General features: G+C 73.9%; 11 protein-coding genes. 6 read left to right on the top strand and 5 right to left on the bottom strand.

Features of this window, described 5'->3' with window-relative positions:
- Nucleotides 1-25 precede the first annotated feature (25 nt).
- From ABZ716_RS05560 to ABZ716_RS05545, 4 genes are all read left to right on the top strand, one after another.
- Nucleotides 26-1663, top strand: coding sequence for an acyl-CoA synthetase (locus ABZ716_RS05560; RefSeq protein WP_358956794.1), 1638 nt, complete (start codon nucleotides 26-28; stop codon nucleotides 1661-1663).
- Between the two features lie 104 nt (nucleotides 1664-1767).
- Complete coding sequence (gene paaK, locus ABZ716_RS05555; RefSeq protein WP_358956791.1) at nucleotides 1768-3114, top strand: phenylacetate--CoA ligase PaaK; 1347 nt, start codon at nucleotides 1768-1770, stop codon at nucleotides 3112-3114.
- A 180-nt stretch (nucleotides 3115-3294) separates the two neighbouring features.
- On the top strand, nucleotides 3295-4173 hold the full coding sequence (locus ABZ716_RS05550; RefSeq protein WP_358956788.1) for a YhjD/YihY/BrkB family envelope integrity protein: 879 nt from the start codon (nucleotides 3295-3297) through the stop codon (nucleotides 4171-4173).
- Nucleotides 4174-4251: 78 nt separating this feature from the next.
- Nucleotides 4252-5109: an oxidoreductase gene (locus tag ABZ716_RS05545; RefSeq protein WP_358956786.1), complete on the top strand. Its 858-nt coding sequence runs from the start codon at nucleotides 4252-4254 to the stop codon at nucleotides 5107-5109.
- A gap of 84 nt (nucleotides 5110-5193) precedes the next feature.
- Here ABZ716_RS05545 and ABZ716_RS05540 read toward each other — a convergent pair whose 3' ends face one another.
- The 4 genes from ABZ716_RS05540 to ABZ716_RS05525 all read right to left on the bottom strand — a co-directional run bounded on the left by ABZ716_RS05540 (nucleotide 5194) and on the right by ABZ716_RS05525 (nucleotide 10646).
- Nucleotides 5194-6693, bottom strand: a complete 1500-nt coding sequence (locus tag ABZ716_RS05540; RefSeq protein WP_358956784.1) for a fatty acyl-CoA synthetase — start codon at nucleotides 6691-6693, stop codon at nucleotides 5194-5196.
- A gap of 71 nt (nucleotides 6694-6764) precedes the next feature.
- The gene (locus ABZ716_RS05535) at nucleotides 6765-7868 is read right to left on the bottom strand and encodes an ionic transporter y4hA (RefSeq protein ID WP_358956781.1); all 1104 of its coding nucleotides are present in this window, start codon (nucleotides 7866-7868) and stop codon (nucleotides 6765-6767) included.
- A 100-nt stretch (nucleotides 7869-7968) separates the two neighbouring features.
- A complete protein-coding gene (locus tag ABZ716_RS05530) occupies nucleotides 7969-9525 on the bottom strand; it encodes an acyl-CoA synthetase (RefSeq protein WP_358956779.1) in 1557 nt (518 codons plus the stop codon).
- A 5-nt stretch (nucleotides 9526-9530) separates the two neighbouring features.
- On the bottom strand, nucleotides 9531-10646 hold the full coding sequence (locus ABZ716_RS05525; protein ID WP_358811583.1) for a nitronate monooxygenase: 1116 nt from the start codon (nucleotides 10644-10646) through the stop codon (nucleotides 9531-9533).
- 1191 nt (nucleotides 10647-11837) lie between these two features.
- Between ABZ716_RS05525 and ABZ716_RS05520 the strand changes: the two genes are divergently transcribed.
- Nucleotides 11838-13868 (top strand): serine hydrolase, encoded by a 2031-nt coding sequence (locus tag ABZ716_RS05520; RefSeq protein WP_358956776.1) that lies wholly within the window; start codon nucleotides 11838-11840, stop codon nucleotides 13866-13868.
- Nucleotides 13869-13936: 68 nt separating this feature from the next.
- Complete coding sequence (locus ABZ716_RS05515) at nucleotides 13937-14440, top strand: NUDIX domain-containing protein (RefSeq protein ID WP_358811585.1); 504 nt, start codon at nucleotides 13937-13939, stop codon at nucleotides 14438-14440.
- Between the two features lie 21 nt (nucleotides 14441-14461).
- Here the strand turns inward: ABZ716_RS05515 and ABZ716_RS05510 are convergent, their stop codons facing one another.
- Nucleotides 14462-15793 (bottom strand): AMP-binding protein, encoded by a 1332-nt coding sequence (locus ABZ716_RS05510; RefSeq protein WP_358956774.1) that lies wholly within the window; start codon nucleotides 15791-15793, stop codon nucleotides 14462-14464.
- Between the last annotated feature and the right edge of the window lie 87 nt (nucleotides 15794-15880).

The raw sequence follows: 15880 nt of genomic DNA, 5'->3' as shown, positions 1-15880 counted from the left end.
CCGGTCCGGGCCAGGAGGAGGAACGGTGGAGTACAACCTTGCCGACCTGTTCGAGTCGGTCGTCGACGTGGTCCCCGACCGCGAGGCGCTGGTGTACGTGGACCACCCGGGGACCGGCACCGAGCGCCGGCTGACGTACGCGCAGCTGGACGCCGCCGCGAACCGCGTCGCGCACCACCTGACCGACAGCGGTCTGAGGCCCGGAGAGCACGTGGGGCTGCACCTCTACAACGGCGTCGAGTACCTGCAGACCGTACTGGCCTGCCTCAAGGCGCGCCTGGTCCCGGTGAACGTCAACTACCGCTACGTGGAGGAGGAACTGGTCTACCTCTACAACGACGCCGACCTCGCCGGGCTCGTCTTCGAGGGCGAGTTCACGGAGCGGGTGGCGGCCGCGCTGCCGCAGACGCCGAAGCTGCGCCACCTCGTCCGGGTGGGCGAGTCCCCCGCAGGCGCCCCGGAGCCGGCGATCGCGCCTGTGGCGTACGAGGACGCCGAGGCGGCCGGGTCCCCCGGGCGCGGGTTCGCGCCGCGCAGCCCGGACGACCTGTTCATCATCTACACCGGCGGCACGACCGGCATGCCCAAGGGGGTCATGTGGCGGGCCGAAGACCTGTTCTTCGCGGGGCTGTTCGGCGGGGAGCCGTCAGGGGAACCGGTCAAACGGCCCGAGGAACTGGCGGAACGGGTCGCGGCGCGCGGCGCGGGGCTGACGTTCTTCCCCGCACCCCCGCTGATGCACGGCACCTCCACCCTGACCTCGTTCATCGCCTTCAACTACGGCCAACGGGTGGTGATCCACCGCAAGTTCGCGCCCGAGGAGGTGCTGCGCACCATCGCGAAGGAGAAGGTGTCGAGCGTGTCCCTGGTGGGCGACGCGATGCTCCGGCCGCTGATCGACGCCCTGAACGGCCCGCTCAAGGGGACGGACCTGTCCTCGCTGTTCAGCGTCTCCTCCTCGGGGGCGATCATGTCGGAGTCGGTGCGCGCCGAGTTCCAGCGGCTGGTGCCGCATGTGGTGCTGCTGAACAACTTCGGTTCGTCGGAGTCGGGTTCGAACGGGCGGGCCACGGCCGACTCGGGCCCGGAGAAGGGGTTCCGGCTCCAAGTCAACGACCGTACGCAGGTGGTGGATCCGGTGACGCACGAGCCGGTGGCGGTGGGCGTGCCGGGGCGGCTCGCGCAGCGGGGGCACGTCCCGCTGGGCTACTACAACGACCCGGTGAAGACGGCGGAGACCTTCTTCCAGAAGGGCTCCGAGCGGTGGGTGCTGCTGGGCGACATGGCGACGGTCGACGCGGAGGGCATCGTCACCGTCCTCGGGCGCGGTTCGCAGTGCATCAACACGGGCGGGGAGAAGGTGTACCCGGAGGAGGTCGAACAGGCCCTGAAGTCCCATCCGGACGTGTACGACGCCCTGGTGGCGGGGGTACCCGACCCTACGTGGGGCAGCCATGTGGCCGCCGTGGTCCAGGTACGGGCCGGCGCCCCGGAGCCCTCGCTGGAGGAGATCCAGCAGCACTGCCGCACCCGGCTGGCGGGGTACAAGATCCCCCGCCAGCTGGTGATCACCCCGGCCATCCAGCGCTCCCCGAGCGGCAAGGCGGACTACCGCTGGGCCAAGACGGTGGCCACCCAGGCGGAGACGGGGGCCCAGGGCTAGGCCGGACGATCACTCGTTCGAGTCATTGATTCGCGGGTCAGGGTCGGGCAAGCTACCGAATGAACGTTCGGTTGGGTTGGTCGGTCCTTGATGAGGTGACGGCGATGGCGGCGAACACGGAGCTCGGCGGACAGGGCGCTGCGGGCACAAACGGTGACGAAGGGGAGCGGCTCGGACCCGACGAGCTGGCGGCACTCCAGCTCACCCGGCTGCGGGCCACGCTGCACCGGGTCTACGACCGCGTGCCCTTCTACCGTGACGCCTTCGACAAGGCAGGGGTGCACCCCGACGACTGCCGCTCCCTGGCCGACCTGGCGCTCTTCCCGCTGACCACCAAGGCCGACCTGCGCGAGCAGTACCCCTTCGGGATGTTCGCCGTCCCCCGGACCGATGTCCGCCGCCTGCACGCCTCCAGCGGCACCACCGGCCGGCCCACCGTGGTGGGCTATACGGACGGGGATCTCGCCGTCTGGGCCGATGTGGTCGCGCGGTCGCTGCGCGCGGCGGGCGCCCGGCCCGGGCAGATGGTGCACATCGCCTACGGGTACGGCCTGTTCACCGGCGGTCTCGGCGCCCATTACGGGGCGGAGCGGCTGGGCTGTACGGTCGTGCCCGCTTCCGGGGGCATGACGGACCGCCAGGTCAGACTGATCGAGGACCTCCGCCCGGAGGTGATCATGGTGACCCCCTCCTACATGCTCACCCTGCTCGACGAGATGGAGCGCCAGGGCATCGACCCGCGCGCGACCTCCCTGCGGACGGGCGTCTTCGGCGCGGAGCCCTGGACCGAGGAGATGCGCCGGGAGATCGAGGACCGGCTCGGTATCGACGCCGTCGACATCTACGGCCTGTCGGAGGTGATGGGGCCGGGCGTGGCGCAGGAGTTCGCCTCGCACAAGGACGGGCTGCACGTCTGGGAGGACCACTTCTACCCCGAGGTGATCGACCCGCTGACCGGGGCGGTCCTGCCCGACGGCGAACCGGGCGAGCTGGTGTTCACCTCCCTCACCAAGGAGGCCATGCCCCTGGTCAGATACCGCACCCGGGACCTGACGCGGCTGCTGCCGGGGACCGCGCGGCCCGCCTTCCGCCGGATGGAGAAGGTGACGGGCCGCAGCGACGACATGATCATCCTGCGCGGGGTGAATCTCTACCCCACCCAGATCGAGGAGATACTCCTGCGCGTCCCCGCCCTGGCCCCCCACTTCCAGCTGCGGCTGACCCGGCAGGGGCGGATGGACGCGCTCACGGTACGGGTGGAGGCGCGCCGGGAGGCCGATGCCGGTCAGCGGCGGGCGGCGGCGGCCGAGCTGGGGCGGGCCGTCAAGGAGGGCGTCGGGGTGTCGGTCGGGGTGGAGGTGGTGGAGCCGGAGAGCCTGGAGCGCTCGGTCGGCAAGATCAAGCGGGTGAAGGACCTGCGCGAGACCGGGCAGGGCCCGGTGGACGGCTGAGCGGGAGGGAGGCGGGGACGGGAGGCGGAGCGCAGGGCCCGCCGGCCGGCGGTCCCCACGGGTGGCGCCCACCCCATCGACCCTCCTTCGACCCTCCTTCGGCCCTCCTTCGGCCCTCGTTCGGCCCCGCTGCGGCGCGGCTGCCGGGAGCCGCCGGGCCGTCCGGGTAAGGGATGGGGGGTGACCTCGACCTTCCGGCAGCTGCAGAACCGGTTCCTGGCCTCCCCCGCCGGGCTGGCCTGGAGCCGTGGCCGCGAGATCGAGCTGATGCACCGGGCGATGGGCTTCGCCGCCCTCGGGTTCCTCACCCTGGTGCCGCTGCTGGTGGTCGTGGCGGCGGCCGCGCCGGGCAGCGGGTCGGGGTTCGGCCGCTGGCTGGGGCAGGCCCTCGGGGTCACCGCGCCCTCCCGGAGCAGGGTGGAGACGGTGTTCGGGGCGGCCGACCTGGCGCTGGAGCGGACCACCGCCTTCGGGCTGGCGGCCCTCGCGGTGTTCGGCCTGACCTTCGGCTCCGCCGTGCAGACCGGCTACGAGAAGGTGTGGGACGTGCCGACGGCCCGCTGGCACACCATGTGGCGGCATGTGGTGTGGCTGGCCCTGCTCGTCTGCTACCTCGGGCTGCTCGTCGAGATCCCCGCACCCTCCGACAGCACGCTGGGGGCGATCCTGGGCACCATCAGCGACCTGGTCGGCACCTGCCTGTTCTTCTGGAGCTCCGGGCGGCTGCTGCTGGGCGGGCGGGTGCGCTGGGGCGCGCTGTTTCCGGGGGCGGTGGCGACCAGCCTCGGCCTGCTGGGCCTGCGCATCTTCTCCCAGCTGGCGTTCTCCCCGCTGATCGCCTCGAACGCGGTGACGTACGGCCCGTTCGGCACGCTGCTGGTCGTCCAGTCCTGGCTGGTCGGCGTCGGCTTCGTGGTCTACGGCGGGGCGCTGGTGGGCCGTCTGGTCCATGAGCACCTCACCCTGCGACGGCATCCGCCCGGCGAAGCCCCCGGCTCCGGCTCCGGCTCCGGGTCCGGCTCCGACGAGGACGCTTCCCGCGATCCGGGACAGGAATGAGCCCCGGGCCGGAGCATGGCAGGATCAGGCCCGTACGCGTGCACCCACCTACAACACCGTTGCGCCACAGGGGGATTGATGTCTACGCAGGAACACGTCACCGGACGGGTATGGCTGATCACCGGGGCTTCCTCGGGCTTCGGACGGACGCTGGCGGAGGCCGCCCTGGCGGCCGGGGACACGGTCGTCGCGGCGGCCCGCCGGCCCGCCGCCCTGGACGACCTGGCGGCCGCCCACCCGGAGCGGCTCGTACCGGTCGCGGCGGACGTCACCGACACCGCGCGGGCCGGGGAACTCGTCGCCGAGGCCGTGGACCGGTTCGGCCGGATCGACGTCCTCGTCAACAACGCCGGCCGGGGCCTGATCGGAGCGGTCGAGGAGACCTCCGAGGCGGAACTGCGCGACCTGATGGAGCTGCACTTCTTCGGCCCGGCCGCCCTGATCCGCGCGGCCCTGCCGCACATGCGCGAGCGCAAGTCGGGTGCCATCGTGCAGATGAGCAGCATGGGCGGACGGCTGTCCTTCCCGGGCGTCGGCGCCTACTCGGCGACGAAGTTCGCCCTGGAGGGCCTCACCGAGGCACTGCGCGGCGAGGTCGCACCCTTCGGAATCAAGACGCTGATCGTGGAGCCCGGAGCCTTCCGTACCGGGTTCGCGGGAGGCGGCGTGCTCCAGCAGTCGGCCGCCGTCCTGCCCGCCTACGCGGACACCGTCGGTGCGGTGCGCCAGGGGCTGCCCGACAGTGACGGCAAGCAGCCCGGTGACCCCGTCAAGGCCGCCGCGGCGATCCTGGCCGCGCTGGACGCCGAGGAGACCCCGCTGCGGCTGGCCCTGGGCGACGACGCCCTCGACGCGATCCTCGCCCACGCCGACGCCGCCCGCGAGGAGGCCCGTATCTGGGAGCCCATCAGCCGGGGCACCGGCTTCGACGCCTGACGGGGCGGGCACCGGCCCGGCCCGGCCTCGCCAGGCCGGGCCGGCCTCGCCGGGCCGGGCCGGTTCGGACCAGGTCAGGTCAGGTCAGGGCGTGCCGAGGCGGGTGCGGAGCTCGCGCTTGAGGATCTTGCCGCTGGCGTTGCGCGGGAGGGCGTCCACGAAGAACACCCGCTTGGGCGCCTTGAAGTGGGCGAGCCGCTCGCGGGCGTACGCCAGGAGCTCGGCCTCCGTGACCTGCCCGCGCGGGACGACCACGGCCGTGACCGCCTCGACCCACCGCTCGTCCGGGAGCCCCACCACGGCCGCCTCGGCCACCCCCGGATGGGTGTAGAGCACGTCCTCGACCTGCCGGGAGGCCACGAGCACCCCGCCCGAGTTGATGACGTCCTTGACCCGGTCGACGACCGTGAAGTACCCCTCGGCGTCCCGCACGGCGAGGTCACCGGAGCGGAACCAGCCGTCCCGGAAGGCCCTGCGGGTGGCCTCCGCGTCGTTCCAGTAGCCCAGGCACAGCTGCGGCGAGCGGTACACCACCTCCCCCGCCGTGCCGTCCGGAACCTCGGCGCCGTCCTCGTCGGCCACCTTCGCCTCCACGTGGAGCACGGGCCGGCCGCAGGACTCCATCCGCCCCTCGTGCTCCTCCGGCCGGAGCACCGTGGCCAGCGGGCCGATCTCGCTCTGCCCGAAGCAGTTGTAGAAGCCCAGCCCCGGCAGCCTCTCCCGGAGCCGCTCCAGGACCGGGACCGGCATCACGGAAGCCCCGTAGTACGCCTTGCGCAGCGCGCCGAGCTCCCGCTGCCCGAACTGCGGGTGGCCGGCCAGGGCGATCCACACGGTCGGCGGCGCGAACAGGCTGTCCGCCCGGCCCGCCTCCACCAGGTCGAACACCTCCTCCGCGACCGGCCCGTCCAGGACGGTGTTGTCCGCGCCCACCGCCAGGTACGGCAGCAGGAACACGTGCATCTGCGCCGAGTGGTACAGCGGCAGGGAGTGCAGGGGGCGGTCCCCCTCCGCCAGGTCCAGGGCGGCGATCGCGCTCTCGTACTCGTGCGCCAGTGCCCGGTGCGTCATCATCGCGCCCTTGGGCAGGGCCGTGGTCCCCGAGGTGTACAGCAGTTGCACCAGGGCCGAGGGGTCCGAGGACGGCTCGTACGGCCGGGAGCCGGCGAGCTCCGCCAGGAAGGAACCGGGCTCGTCGCGCAGCGCCCGTACGGGATGCCCGGCGGGGACCCGGCCGGCCAGGGCGGGGTCGGCGAGGACCAGGGCGCTCGCGCAGTCGCCGAGGATGTGGGCGAGGTCCTCGCCGGTGAGGTTCTGGTTGACCGGGACGTGGACGAGGCCGGCGCGGGCGCAGGCGAGGAAGGCGATGAGATAGGCGTCGGAGTTGTGCGCGAAAGCCGCGACCCGGTCCCCCGCGGCCAGCCCGTAGCGCTGCCGCAGCACGGCGGCGCCGGTGGAGACCGCCGCGTCGAGTTCCCCGTACGTCCAGGTCCGCTGCCGGTAGCGCAGGGCCGTCCGGCCGGGGTGCCGCTGGGCGGCGGCGTGGAGGAGTCCGTCGACCGTGTGGTGCCGTACTGCCTTCATGGCGCGATCCTCGCCCCGCCGCGGGGCCGGGTCAAGATCGGTGCGGCGGCCGGACGCACCGGGCGGGGGCGCTACGGGCTGACGGCGAGGAAGAGGTAGGCGGCCAGCAGGACGAGGTGCACCCCGCCCTGGAGGAGGGTGGCGCGGCCCGGCACCACGGTGAGGGCGCCGACCACCACGGTCAGGGTGAGCAGCACCATGTGGGTGGGGCCGAGACCGAGCAGCAGCGGGCCCTTCAGCCAGACGGAGGCCAGGGCGATGGCCGGGATGGTCAGGCCGATGCTGGCGATGGCCGAGCCGTAGCCGAGGTTGAGGCTGGTCTGGACGCGGTCGCGGCGGGCGGCCCGGACGGCGGCGAGGGTCTCGGGGAGCAGGACGAGCAGGGCGATGACGACGCCGACCACGGCGTTCGGGAGCCCGGCGTCGGCGACGGCCTTCTCGATGGTCGGGGAGACGGCCTTGGCGTTGCCGACGACCGCGACGAGGGCGACGAGCAGCAGGCCGCAGCTGGTCAGGGCGGCGCGGGCGGTGGGCGGCTCGGCGTGCTCCTCGTCGCCGGCGGCGCTCTTCGCCGTGGCGACGGGCAGGAAGTAGTCCCGGTGGCGGACGGTCTGGACGGCGATGAACAGCCCGTAGAGGGCCAGGGAGGCGACGGCGGCGAAGGTCAGCTGGGCGCTGGAGAACTCGGGGCCGGGCCTGCTGGTGGTGAAGGTCGGCAGGACCAGGCTGAGCGTGGCGAGGGTCGCGACGGTGGCCAGGGCGGCGCCGGAGCCCTCGGCGTTGAACACGGCGACCCGGTTGCGCAGGGCGCCCACGAGGAGGGACAGGCCGACGATGCCGTTGCAGGTGATCATGACGGCGGCGAAGACGGTGTCGCGCGCGAGGGAGGCGGTCTTGTCCCCGCCGTCGGCCATCAGGGTGACGATGAGGGCCACTTCGATGACGGTGACGGCCACGGCGAGGACGAGCGAGCCGAAGGGCTCCCCGACCCGGTGGGCGACGACCTCGGCGTGGTGGACGGCCGCGAGGACCGCCCCCGCGAGGCACAGCGCGACCAGGCCCACCAGGGCTCCGGGCAGGTCGCGGCCCCAGCTGAGGACGAGCGCGGCGAGCGCCGCCACGGGGACCAGGAGGGTCCAGTCGGTCAGGGGGGATCTGCGCGTAGCCGTACTCATGTCAGCCAAGTTGCCAGACCGGCCGCGCGGACGCGGCGCGAGGCGCGCGTCCGGGGCCTCGGAGTGGCACTTCTCACGACATGTCGGGTACGACCATCGCTCAGACGGCGCGCTCGCGGCCCTCCCAGTACGGGTCGCGCAGACGGCGCTTGTACAGCTTGCCGTTGGGGTCGCGGGGCATCGTCTCGATGAAGTCGACCGACTTGGGACGTTTGTAGCCGGCCAGCTGTCCCTCGCAGTGGCGCAGGATCTCGGCGGCCAGCGCCTCGCCCGCCTCGAATCCCTCGGCGGGTTCGACGACGGCCTTGACCTCCTCGCCCCAGCTCTCGTGCGGAATGCCGAAGGCGGCGGCGTCCGCGACCGCCGGATGGGTGAGGAGGGCGGACTCGATCTCGGCCGGGTAGATGTTCACCCCGCCCGAGATGATCATGTCGATCTTGCGGTCGCGGAGGAAGAGGTAGCCCTCCTCGTCGAGCAGGCCGAGGTCGCCGACGGTGAAGAAGTCGCCGATGCGGTTCTTCCGCGTCTTGCCCTCGTCCTTGTGGTAGCTGAAGCCGCCGGTGTTCATCTTCAGGTAGACGGTGCCGAGCTCGCCGGGCGGGAGCCGGTTGCCGTCGTCGTCGAAGACGGCGAGCTCGCTGATCGGCCAGGCCCTGCCGACGGTTCCCGGTTTCTTCAGCCAGTCCTCGGCGGTGGCGAAGGCCCCACCGCCCTCGCTGGCCGCGTAGTACTCCTCCACGCAGCGGCCCCACCAGTCGATCATCGCCCGTTTGACGTGGTCGGGGCAGGGGGCGGCGCCGTGGATCGCGTGCCGCATGGAGGAGACGTCGTAGGCGTCCTTCGTCTCCTGCGGGAGGGCGAGCAGGCGGTGGAACTGGGTCGGCACCATGTGGGTGTGCGTGCAGCCGTGGCGGTCGATCAGGCGCAGCATCTCCTCCGGCCCCCACTTGTCCATCACGACCAGCCGGTGCCCGATGTGCAGGGACGCGCCCGCGAACTGGAGCACGGCGGTGTGGTAGAGCGGCGAGCAGACCAGGTGCACGTTGCCGTCGAAGGGACGGATGCCGAAGATGCCGAGGAAGCCCCCGAGGTAGGTCTCCTCCGGGAGCTTGCCCGGCAGGGGGCGGCGGATGCCGCGCGGGCGTCCGGTGGTGCCGGAGGTGTAGTTCATGACCCAGCCGAGGGTGCGGCCGGCGGGGGGCTGCGGGCTCTGTCCGCCGAGGAGTCCGGCGTACGGGCGGAAGCCCGGGACGGCTCCGACGGCGTAGCGGTGGTCCGCCGGGAGCGCGGCCTCGTCGGCGGCCGCGGTGGCGGCCTCGGCGAAGCGCTCGTGGGCGATGAGGACCTTGGCGCCGGAGTCGGAGACGATCCAGGCGATCTCGGGTCCGACGAGGTGGTGGTTGACCGGGACGAGGTAGAAGCCGGCCTGGGAGGCGGCGAGGTAGGCGGTGAGGAACTCGGCGCCGTTGGGCAGGACGACGGCGAAGGCGTCGCCCCGCTCCAGCCCCGCGGCGCGCAGGCCGTGGACGAGCCGGTTGGCGTCGGCGTGCAGCCGTCCGGCGGACCACTCCTCGCCGTCGGGGGTGACGAGTACGGTGCGCCCGGGCTCGGCGGCGGCCTGCGCCCAGAAGCCGTTGGGGGGCTGGTCCTCGCTCATGCTGATCACACCTCTCGGAGCCGGCCGGCGATGCGGTTGATGCGGTCGACGGCGCGCTCGAAGCCGCTGGTGAGCTCGTCGAAGACGGCCTGGACGCTGCGTTCGCTGTTCATCCGGCCGACGATCTGGCCGACGGGGGTGCCGAGCAGCGGGCCGACCTCGTACTTCTGGATCCGGGAGACGGCCTCGGCGACCAGCAGGCCCTGGAGGGGCATGGGGAGGGCTCCGGGTCCGTCCGGGTCGTCCCAGGCGTCGGTCCACTCGGTGCGCAGCTGGCGGGCGGGTTTGCCGGTGAGGGCGCGGGAGCGGACGGTGTCGCCGGAGCCGGCGGCGAGGAGTTTCCCGGTGAGGGCCCGGGAGTGGAGTTCGGCCTCGGTGGTGGTGAGCCAGAGGGAACCGAGCCAGACGCCCTGGGCGCCGAGGGCGAGCCCGGCCGCGATCTGCTCGCCGCTGCCGATGCCGCCGGCGGCGAGGACCGGGAGCGGGGCGACGGCCTCGGCGATCTCGGGGACCAGGACCATGGTGGCGATGTCGCCGGTGTGGCCGCCGGCCTCGTAGCCCTGGGCGACGACGACGTCGATGCCGGCCTCGGCGTGGCGGCGGGCGTGTTTGGCGCTGCCGGCGAGGGCGGCGACGAGGATGCCGTGGTCGTGGGCGCGCGCGATGACGTCGGCGGGCGGGGAACCGAGGGCGTTCGCCAGGAGTTTGACGGGGTAGTCGAAGGCGACGTCGAGCTGGGACCGGGCGACCTGCTCCATCCAGCCGGTGATCCGCCAGCCGGATGCCTCTCCCTCGGCGAGCTCGGGTACGTGGTGCTTGGCGAGGGTGTCGCGGACGAAGGCGCGGTGCCCGGCGGGGATCATCGCCTCGATGTCGGCTTCGCCGATGCCGTCGACGGCCTTCTTGGCGGGCATGACGACGTCGAGGCCGTAGGGCTTGCCGTCGGTGTGCGCCTGCATCCAGTCGAGGTCGCGCCTCAGGTCGTCGGGGGCGGTGTACCGGACCGCCCCGAGCACGCCGAACCCGCCGGCGCGGGTGATGGCCGCGGCGACCGCCGGGAAGGGCGTGAAGCCGAAGAGGGCGTGCTCGACTCCGAGTTTCTTGCTGAGCTCCGTCTCCATGGGCGTGAGGATGCCGTAGGGGGGCGGCCGAGGGAAGAGGTTTTCTGATGCTGCGTCAGATTCTTGCGGGCCGGCCCGTGCGGAGGGTACGCGGCGGGCGGGCAGATACCCAGTAGCGTGCGGAACGCCTCCGGCGGCCTCGGGCACATCCGGCCCCGGCCGGGGTCGGCCCGTGCGGGCGCCGGCCCGGGCGGCCCCGGGCCGGGGTCGGTCCGGGCAAACGTCGGGTCAGGGTCAGTCCGGCCGGACCCGGGTCGGGGTCGGTCCGAGCGGACCCGGGCCGGGGTCGGTCCGGACAGACGTCGGGCCGGGGCGAGTCGGCGGCTGGTGCGGCGCGAGGCCGAGGCCGGTCCCGTCCGGGTCCGGCCCCGGGTCGGGTCTGGTCGGGCCGGGCTGGCCCCGGGTCGGGTCCGGTCGGGCCGGGCTGGCCCCGGGTCGGGTCCGGTCGGGCCGGGCTGGCCCCGGGTCGGGTCGGACTGAGCCGGCCCCGGGTCGGGTCGAGTTCGGCCGGGTCGAGTCCGGTCAGGCAGGGTCCGGTCGGGCGGCATCGGTAGTCGGTGCGGCGCAAGGCCGGGGTCGGTGACGGTGCGGTGCCGGGTCGAGATCGGTGCGGCTCGCGCCGCTCCTTCGGCCGACGCGGCCGGGGCCGGTGGCCGTGTGCGGCAACGCGCGGCGGCGAGTGGCCGGCACCGGCGGCCGGCGGCGACCAGTCGTCGCAACGGTGGTCGGCCGGTGGTAGCTGGCCGGTGGCCGTGGCAGCGGCGGCCGGCCAGCAGTGGGTGGCCGGTGGCTGCGGCAACGGCGGCCGGCGGTGGCCAGTAGGCGGCAGCTGGTGGCCGGAGACGGCTAACGGCGGCCGGGGACGGCTGGCGGCGGCCGGGGGCGAGGGAAAGCGGCCGTTCGGCTGACGGCGGGTGGCGAGGGGGCGCAGCGGTGGGCGTACGGCGTACGAAGGGCAGTTCGGAGCGGACAGGAGGGCCGATCATGCTGGGAATCACGGGGGCCGGCGCGCCGGAGAACGGGCCGACGACCGAAGCGGCAGCCGGAGCCGGACGTGCACCGGGAAGCCGAAGCGGGACGAGGCCGGGCGCCCGGCCCGGCGACGGAGGCGAGCCCGGGAACGGCCCGGCCGACGTCACCTCCCCCGCCCGCCCGGCGCCCCGGCCAGACGCCCTGGCCGAAGAGGGCGCCATGCACCCCACCCCGGACGGCTGCGGCGGCGCGAGGGCACACGGCGTCGCGGAGCCGGACCTACGGGGCCGGAACGCAAGCCGCCACAGCGGCACGGACGGGGACGGGACCGACTCCGACGCACACGCCCGGGGCGAGAGCCGGGGCGGAAGCACGGACCGGTACGCGGACTCGGGCGAGGACGGGATCGGGGGCCCGCACGCGGGCGGCGGCGGGGAGGGGGAAGCGCAGGAGCGCCCGGTGGGCGGGGCCGGGCTGGGGCGGCGGGGGCTCGGGGCGCGGTTGCTCGCGCTGGGCGGGGTCCTCGTACTGCACGCGGCCCTGCCCGGAGGGGCCGCCTCGGCGGCGGGTGGGGCGGCCGAGCGGCGGGCCCTGCAGGGGCTGCGCCTGCGGTACGGGTCCCCGCGGCAGGCCGGGCTGGTGGAGCGGCACCTGGAGGGCGTGGTGGAGGAGACCCGTCGCTTCCTCGGCCCCTCCCCCGAACACCCCTACTACGCCGGGGCGGTGGTCCTCGCGGGGCGCGGCCGCACGGTCGCCCTGCACCGGGCCGTGGGGGACGCCCTCCGGTACGCCGACTATGACGGCCGTACCGACCGGCCCAGCGAACTCCCGGCCGCCGAGCGGATCGCGATGGCCGAGGACACCGTGTTCGACCTGGCCTCCCTCAGCAAGCTGTTCACCTCCATCATCGCCGTGCAGCAGATGGAGCGGGGCAGGCTGGAGCTGGAGGCGCCCGTGAACCGGTACCTGCCGGAGTTCACGGGCGGCGGCAAGGAAGCCGTCACCGTCCGGCACCTGCTCACGCACACCTCGGGCCTGCGTTCCTGGGCGCCGTTCTACCAGCAGTCCACCCGTGAGGGGCAGTTGAGGCTGCTGTGGTCGGTGCGGCCGCAGGACACCCCGGGGACGGTGTACCGGTACTCGGACCTCAACCTCATCACGCTCCAGCTGCTCTTGGAACGGATCACCGATCGCACTTTGGACACCCTGGTCCACGACGAGATCACCGCTCCGCTCGGGATGCACCGCACGCGCTACAACCCCCCACGCGCCTGGCGCCGCGCCATCGCCGCCACCGAAGTGCAGCGCCCGCCCTGGTCGGGGCTGGACCGGGGCCTGGTCTGGGGCGAGGTCCACGACGAGAACGCCCACGCCCTCGGCGGCGTCGCCGGCCACGCCGGGCTCTTCGGCACCGCCTGGGACCTCGCCGTCCTCTCCCGCACCCTCCTCGACGGCGGGTCCTACGCCGGGCGCCGCATCCTGCGCCCCGCCTCCGTCGAACTGCTCTTCACCGACTACAACACCGCCTTCCCCGGCGACGACCACGGACTCGGCTTCGAGCTCTACCAGCACTGGTACATGGGCGCCATGGCCACCCCCCACTCGGCCGGCCACACCGGCTTCACCGGCACCTCCCTCGTCCTCGACCCCTCCACCGACTCCTTCCTGATCCTCCTCGGCAACTCCGTGCACCCCGTCCGCACCTGGCGGGCCGGCAGCGCTCCCCGGGTGGCCACCGGCAACCGCTTCGCCCGGGCCGTGCCCGTCCGGACGAAACACGGCGGCCCGGCGTGGTTCTCCGGCATGGAGACGGGCGGCTCGGGCACCCTCACCCTCCCCCCGCTCACGCCCGCCACCGCCGGGGCCCGGCTGCGCTGCGCGGTCTGGTGGGACACGGTTCCCGGCGCCGGAGCCTTCCACCTGGAGGCATCCGCGGACGGCGCCACCTGGCAGCCCGTCCCGTTCTCCACGGTCCGCACCACCGGCGGCACCCCGGAACAGTGGCCGGAGGGCTCGGCCGGCGGCTGGTCGGGCCGCATCTGGCACCGCCTGGAGGCCCCCCTCCCCGCCTGGGCGGGCCGCGAGGTCAGACTCCGCTTCCGCCACGCCTCGACGGGCCGCTACGTGGGCCGGGGCGTCTACGTGGACCTCATCCGCGTCTGCGAACCCCGCACCCTGCTCTTCTCCGAAGACCGCGCCGCCGACGCCTCCCGCCTGAACCCCGTCGGCTGGACCCGCTCATCGGACTAGAGCCCGGCAACGCCGGCCGGACGCCCGCTCCCCGCAAGGCCCGAGGGCACGGCCCTTACAGTGAGGCCATGTCAGACCACCACCCCCACGCGGCCGTGGACCACGGCGTCGAGTTCCCCGTCCCGGCCGAGGGGGAGGTCTGGGCGGTCGGAGCCGTCGTCCTCAACCGGGACGGCAGGGCCTTCGCCCAGAGGCGCAGCCCCGGCCGGCGGCTCTTCCCCGACTGCTGGGACATCGTCGGCGGGCACGTCGAGGCCGGCGAGTCCCTGCTGGACACCCTGACCCGCGAGGTGCGCGAAGAGACCGGCTGGCGTGTGCGCCGGGTCCGGCGCCTGCTCGGGATCACCACCTGGACCGGCGACGACGGCGGCGGCACCCGCCGGGAGGCCGACTACCTCGTCGAGGTCGACGGCGATCTGGACCACCCCGCCCTGGAATGGAACAGACACACCGCCTACGACTGGTTCGGCCCCGACGACCTCCACCGCCTCAAGGAGAACCGCGCCCCGGGTGAACACCTCATCCACGACCTGATCGCCAAGGCCCTGCGCGAACGCCCGGCCCACCCCTGACCCCCCGCGATCAGAGCCCGGTCAGCCGGCGTCGTCGATGCGGCCCGTCACCACCAGGTGGCCTTCGGGGGTGCGGTGGGCCAGGTGGCCCGTGCGGAGGTAGCCGTCGGGGGTGAAGGTGCGGGCGTCGTGGGCGGGGGCGCGGTAGTAGCCGCGGATCGTGTGCGGGCCGCGGGCGAGGAGTTCGCCGGGGGTTCCGTCGCGGACGGGCTCCCCCTCGGTGCCGACCAGGCGGATCTGGTCGTCGGGGGAGAGCGGGCGGCCGTGGGTGGCGAGGGCGGGCGCGGCCGGGTCGGCCGGGCGGGTGAGGGTGAGGATCCCCTCGGGCAGGGCGAAGACCTGCTGGACCCGGCAGTTCAGGGCCGTGCCGAGGCGTTCGGCGGTCGCCCGGTCCGGCGGCGCCCCGAGGATCTGCACCAGGCGCAGGGCCGAGGGGGCGGGCCCGGCGTCGAGCCATCGCCGGGCCGTGCCGGAGGTCAGGGCGGTCACCGTCACCCGCTCCCGGGCGAGGAGAGGGAGGCAGCCGGCCGGGTCCGTCACGTCGGCCAGGACCACGGCCCCTCCGGCCGAGAGGGTGCCGATGAGGCCGGGGCCGCCCAGGGCGAGGTCGGTCTCGGGGGGCAGCACGCCGAGGTAGACGTCGTCCTCCCCGAGCCCGGCCAGCGCGGCGGCGGCCGTCACCTGGTAGGCGAAGTCGTCGTGCGTACGCGGGACGAGCAGCGTGCCGCCGGAGACCACCAGGAAGGCCACCTGCCCCGCGCTCAGTGTGAGCGCCGGCTCCGGCGGGGCGTCGAGGGAGCCGAGCGGGGCGTACTGGCAGTTCGACGGGTCGGTGGTGAGGCCGCCGTACGGGGACTCCGAGCCCGGCGCCTCGTAGGTGAACACCCGCCGCAGGAACGGCCAACGGGCCGCGATACCGCCGGCCATCGCCGTGTGGTCGAACCCCCGGTACGTCGAGGGGCCGACGTAGCCGACCGCCTGGGTGATCCGTACGAGCTCGGGCACCTCCGGCTCACGGGAGGAGACCGGGCAGAACACGGGCACCAGCCCGGCGCGCATGAGCGCGAACGCGGTGACCACGAACTCCGGCACGTTCGGCAGCTGGACGACCACCCGCATCCCCGGCCGCAGCCCGCGCCCCCGGAACCCGGAGGCCATCCGGTCCACACGCCGGTTCAGCTGCGCGTACGTGAGCCGGACGTCGCCGTGGACGAGCGCGGTGCGCGGCCCGTACTGGAGGGCCCAGCCGCGCAGCAGGTTGTCCAGGGTGTTGCCCTGCCAGTGCCCGGCCGCCCAGTAGTGGTCGGTGAACTCCTCCGGCCAGGGCGTACAGCCGTCGAGCATCGATGCCATGGTCCTTCGCCTTCCCCCTTGATCAGGACCAGCCAAGCTCCCCGCCCGCCGCTCGGGCAATGCCCCGTCCCGACCAGGCGGGAGACC

The organism is Streptomyces sp. NPDC006687 (genome assembly GCF_040636215.1).
In the GTDB taxonomy this organism is placed as follows: domain Bacteria; phylum Actinomycetota; class Actinomycetes; order Streptomycetales; family Streptomycetaceae; genus Streptomyces.
The sequence above is the reverse complement of the archived record's forward strand: the minus strand, read 5'-3'. Positions and strand labels throughout refer to the sequence as shown.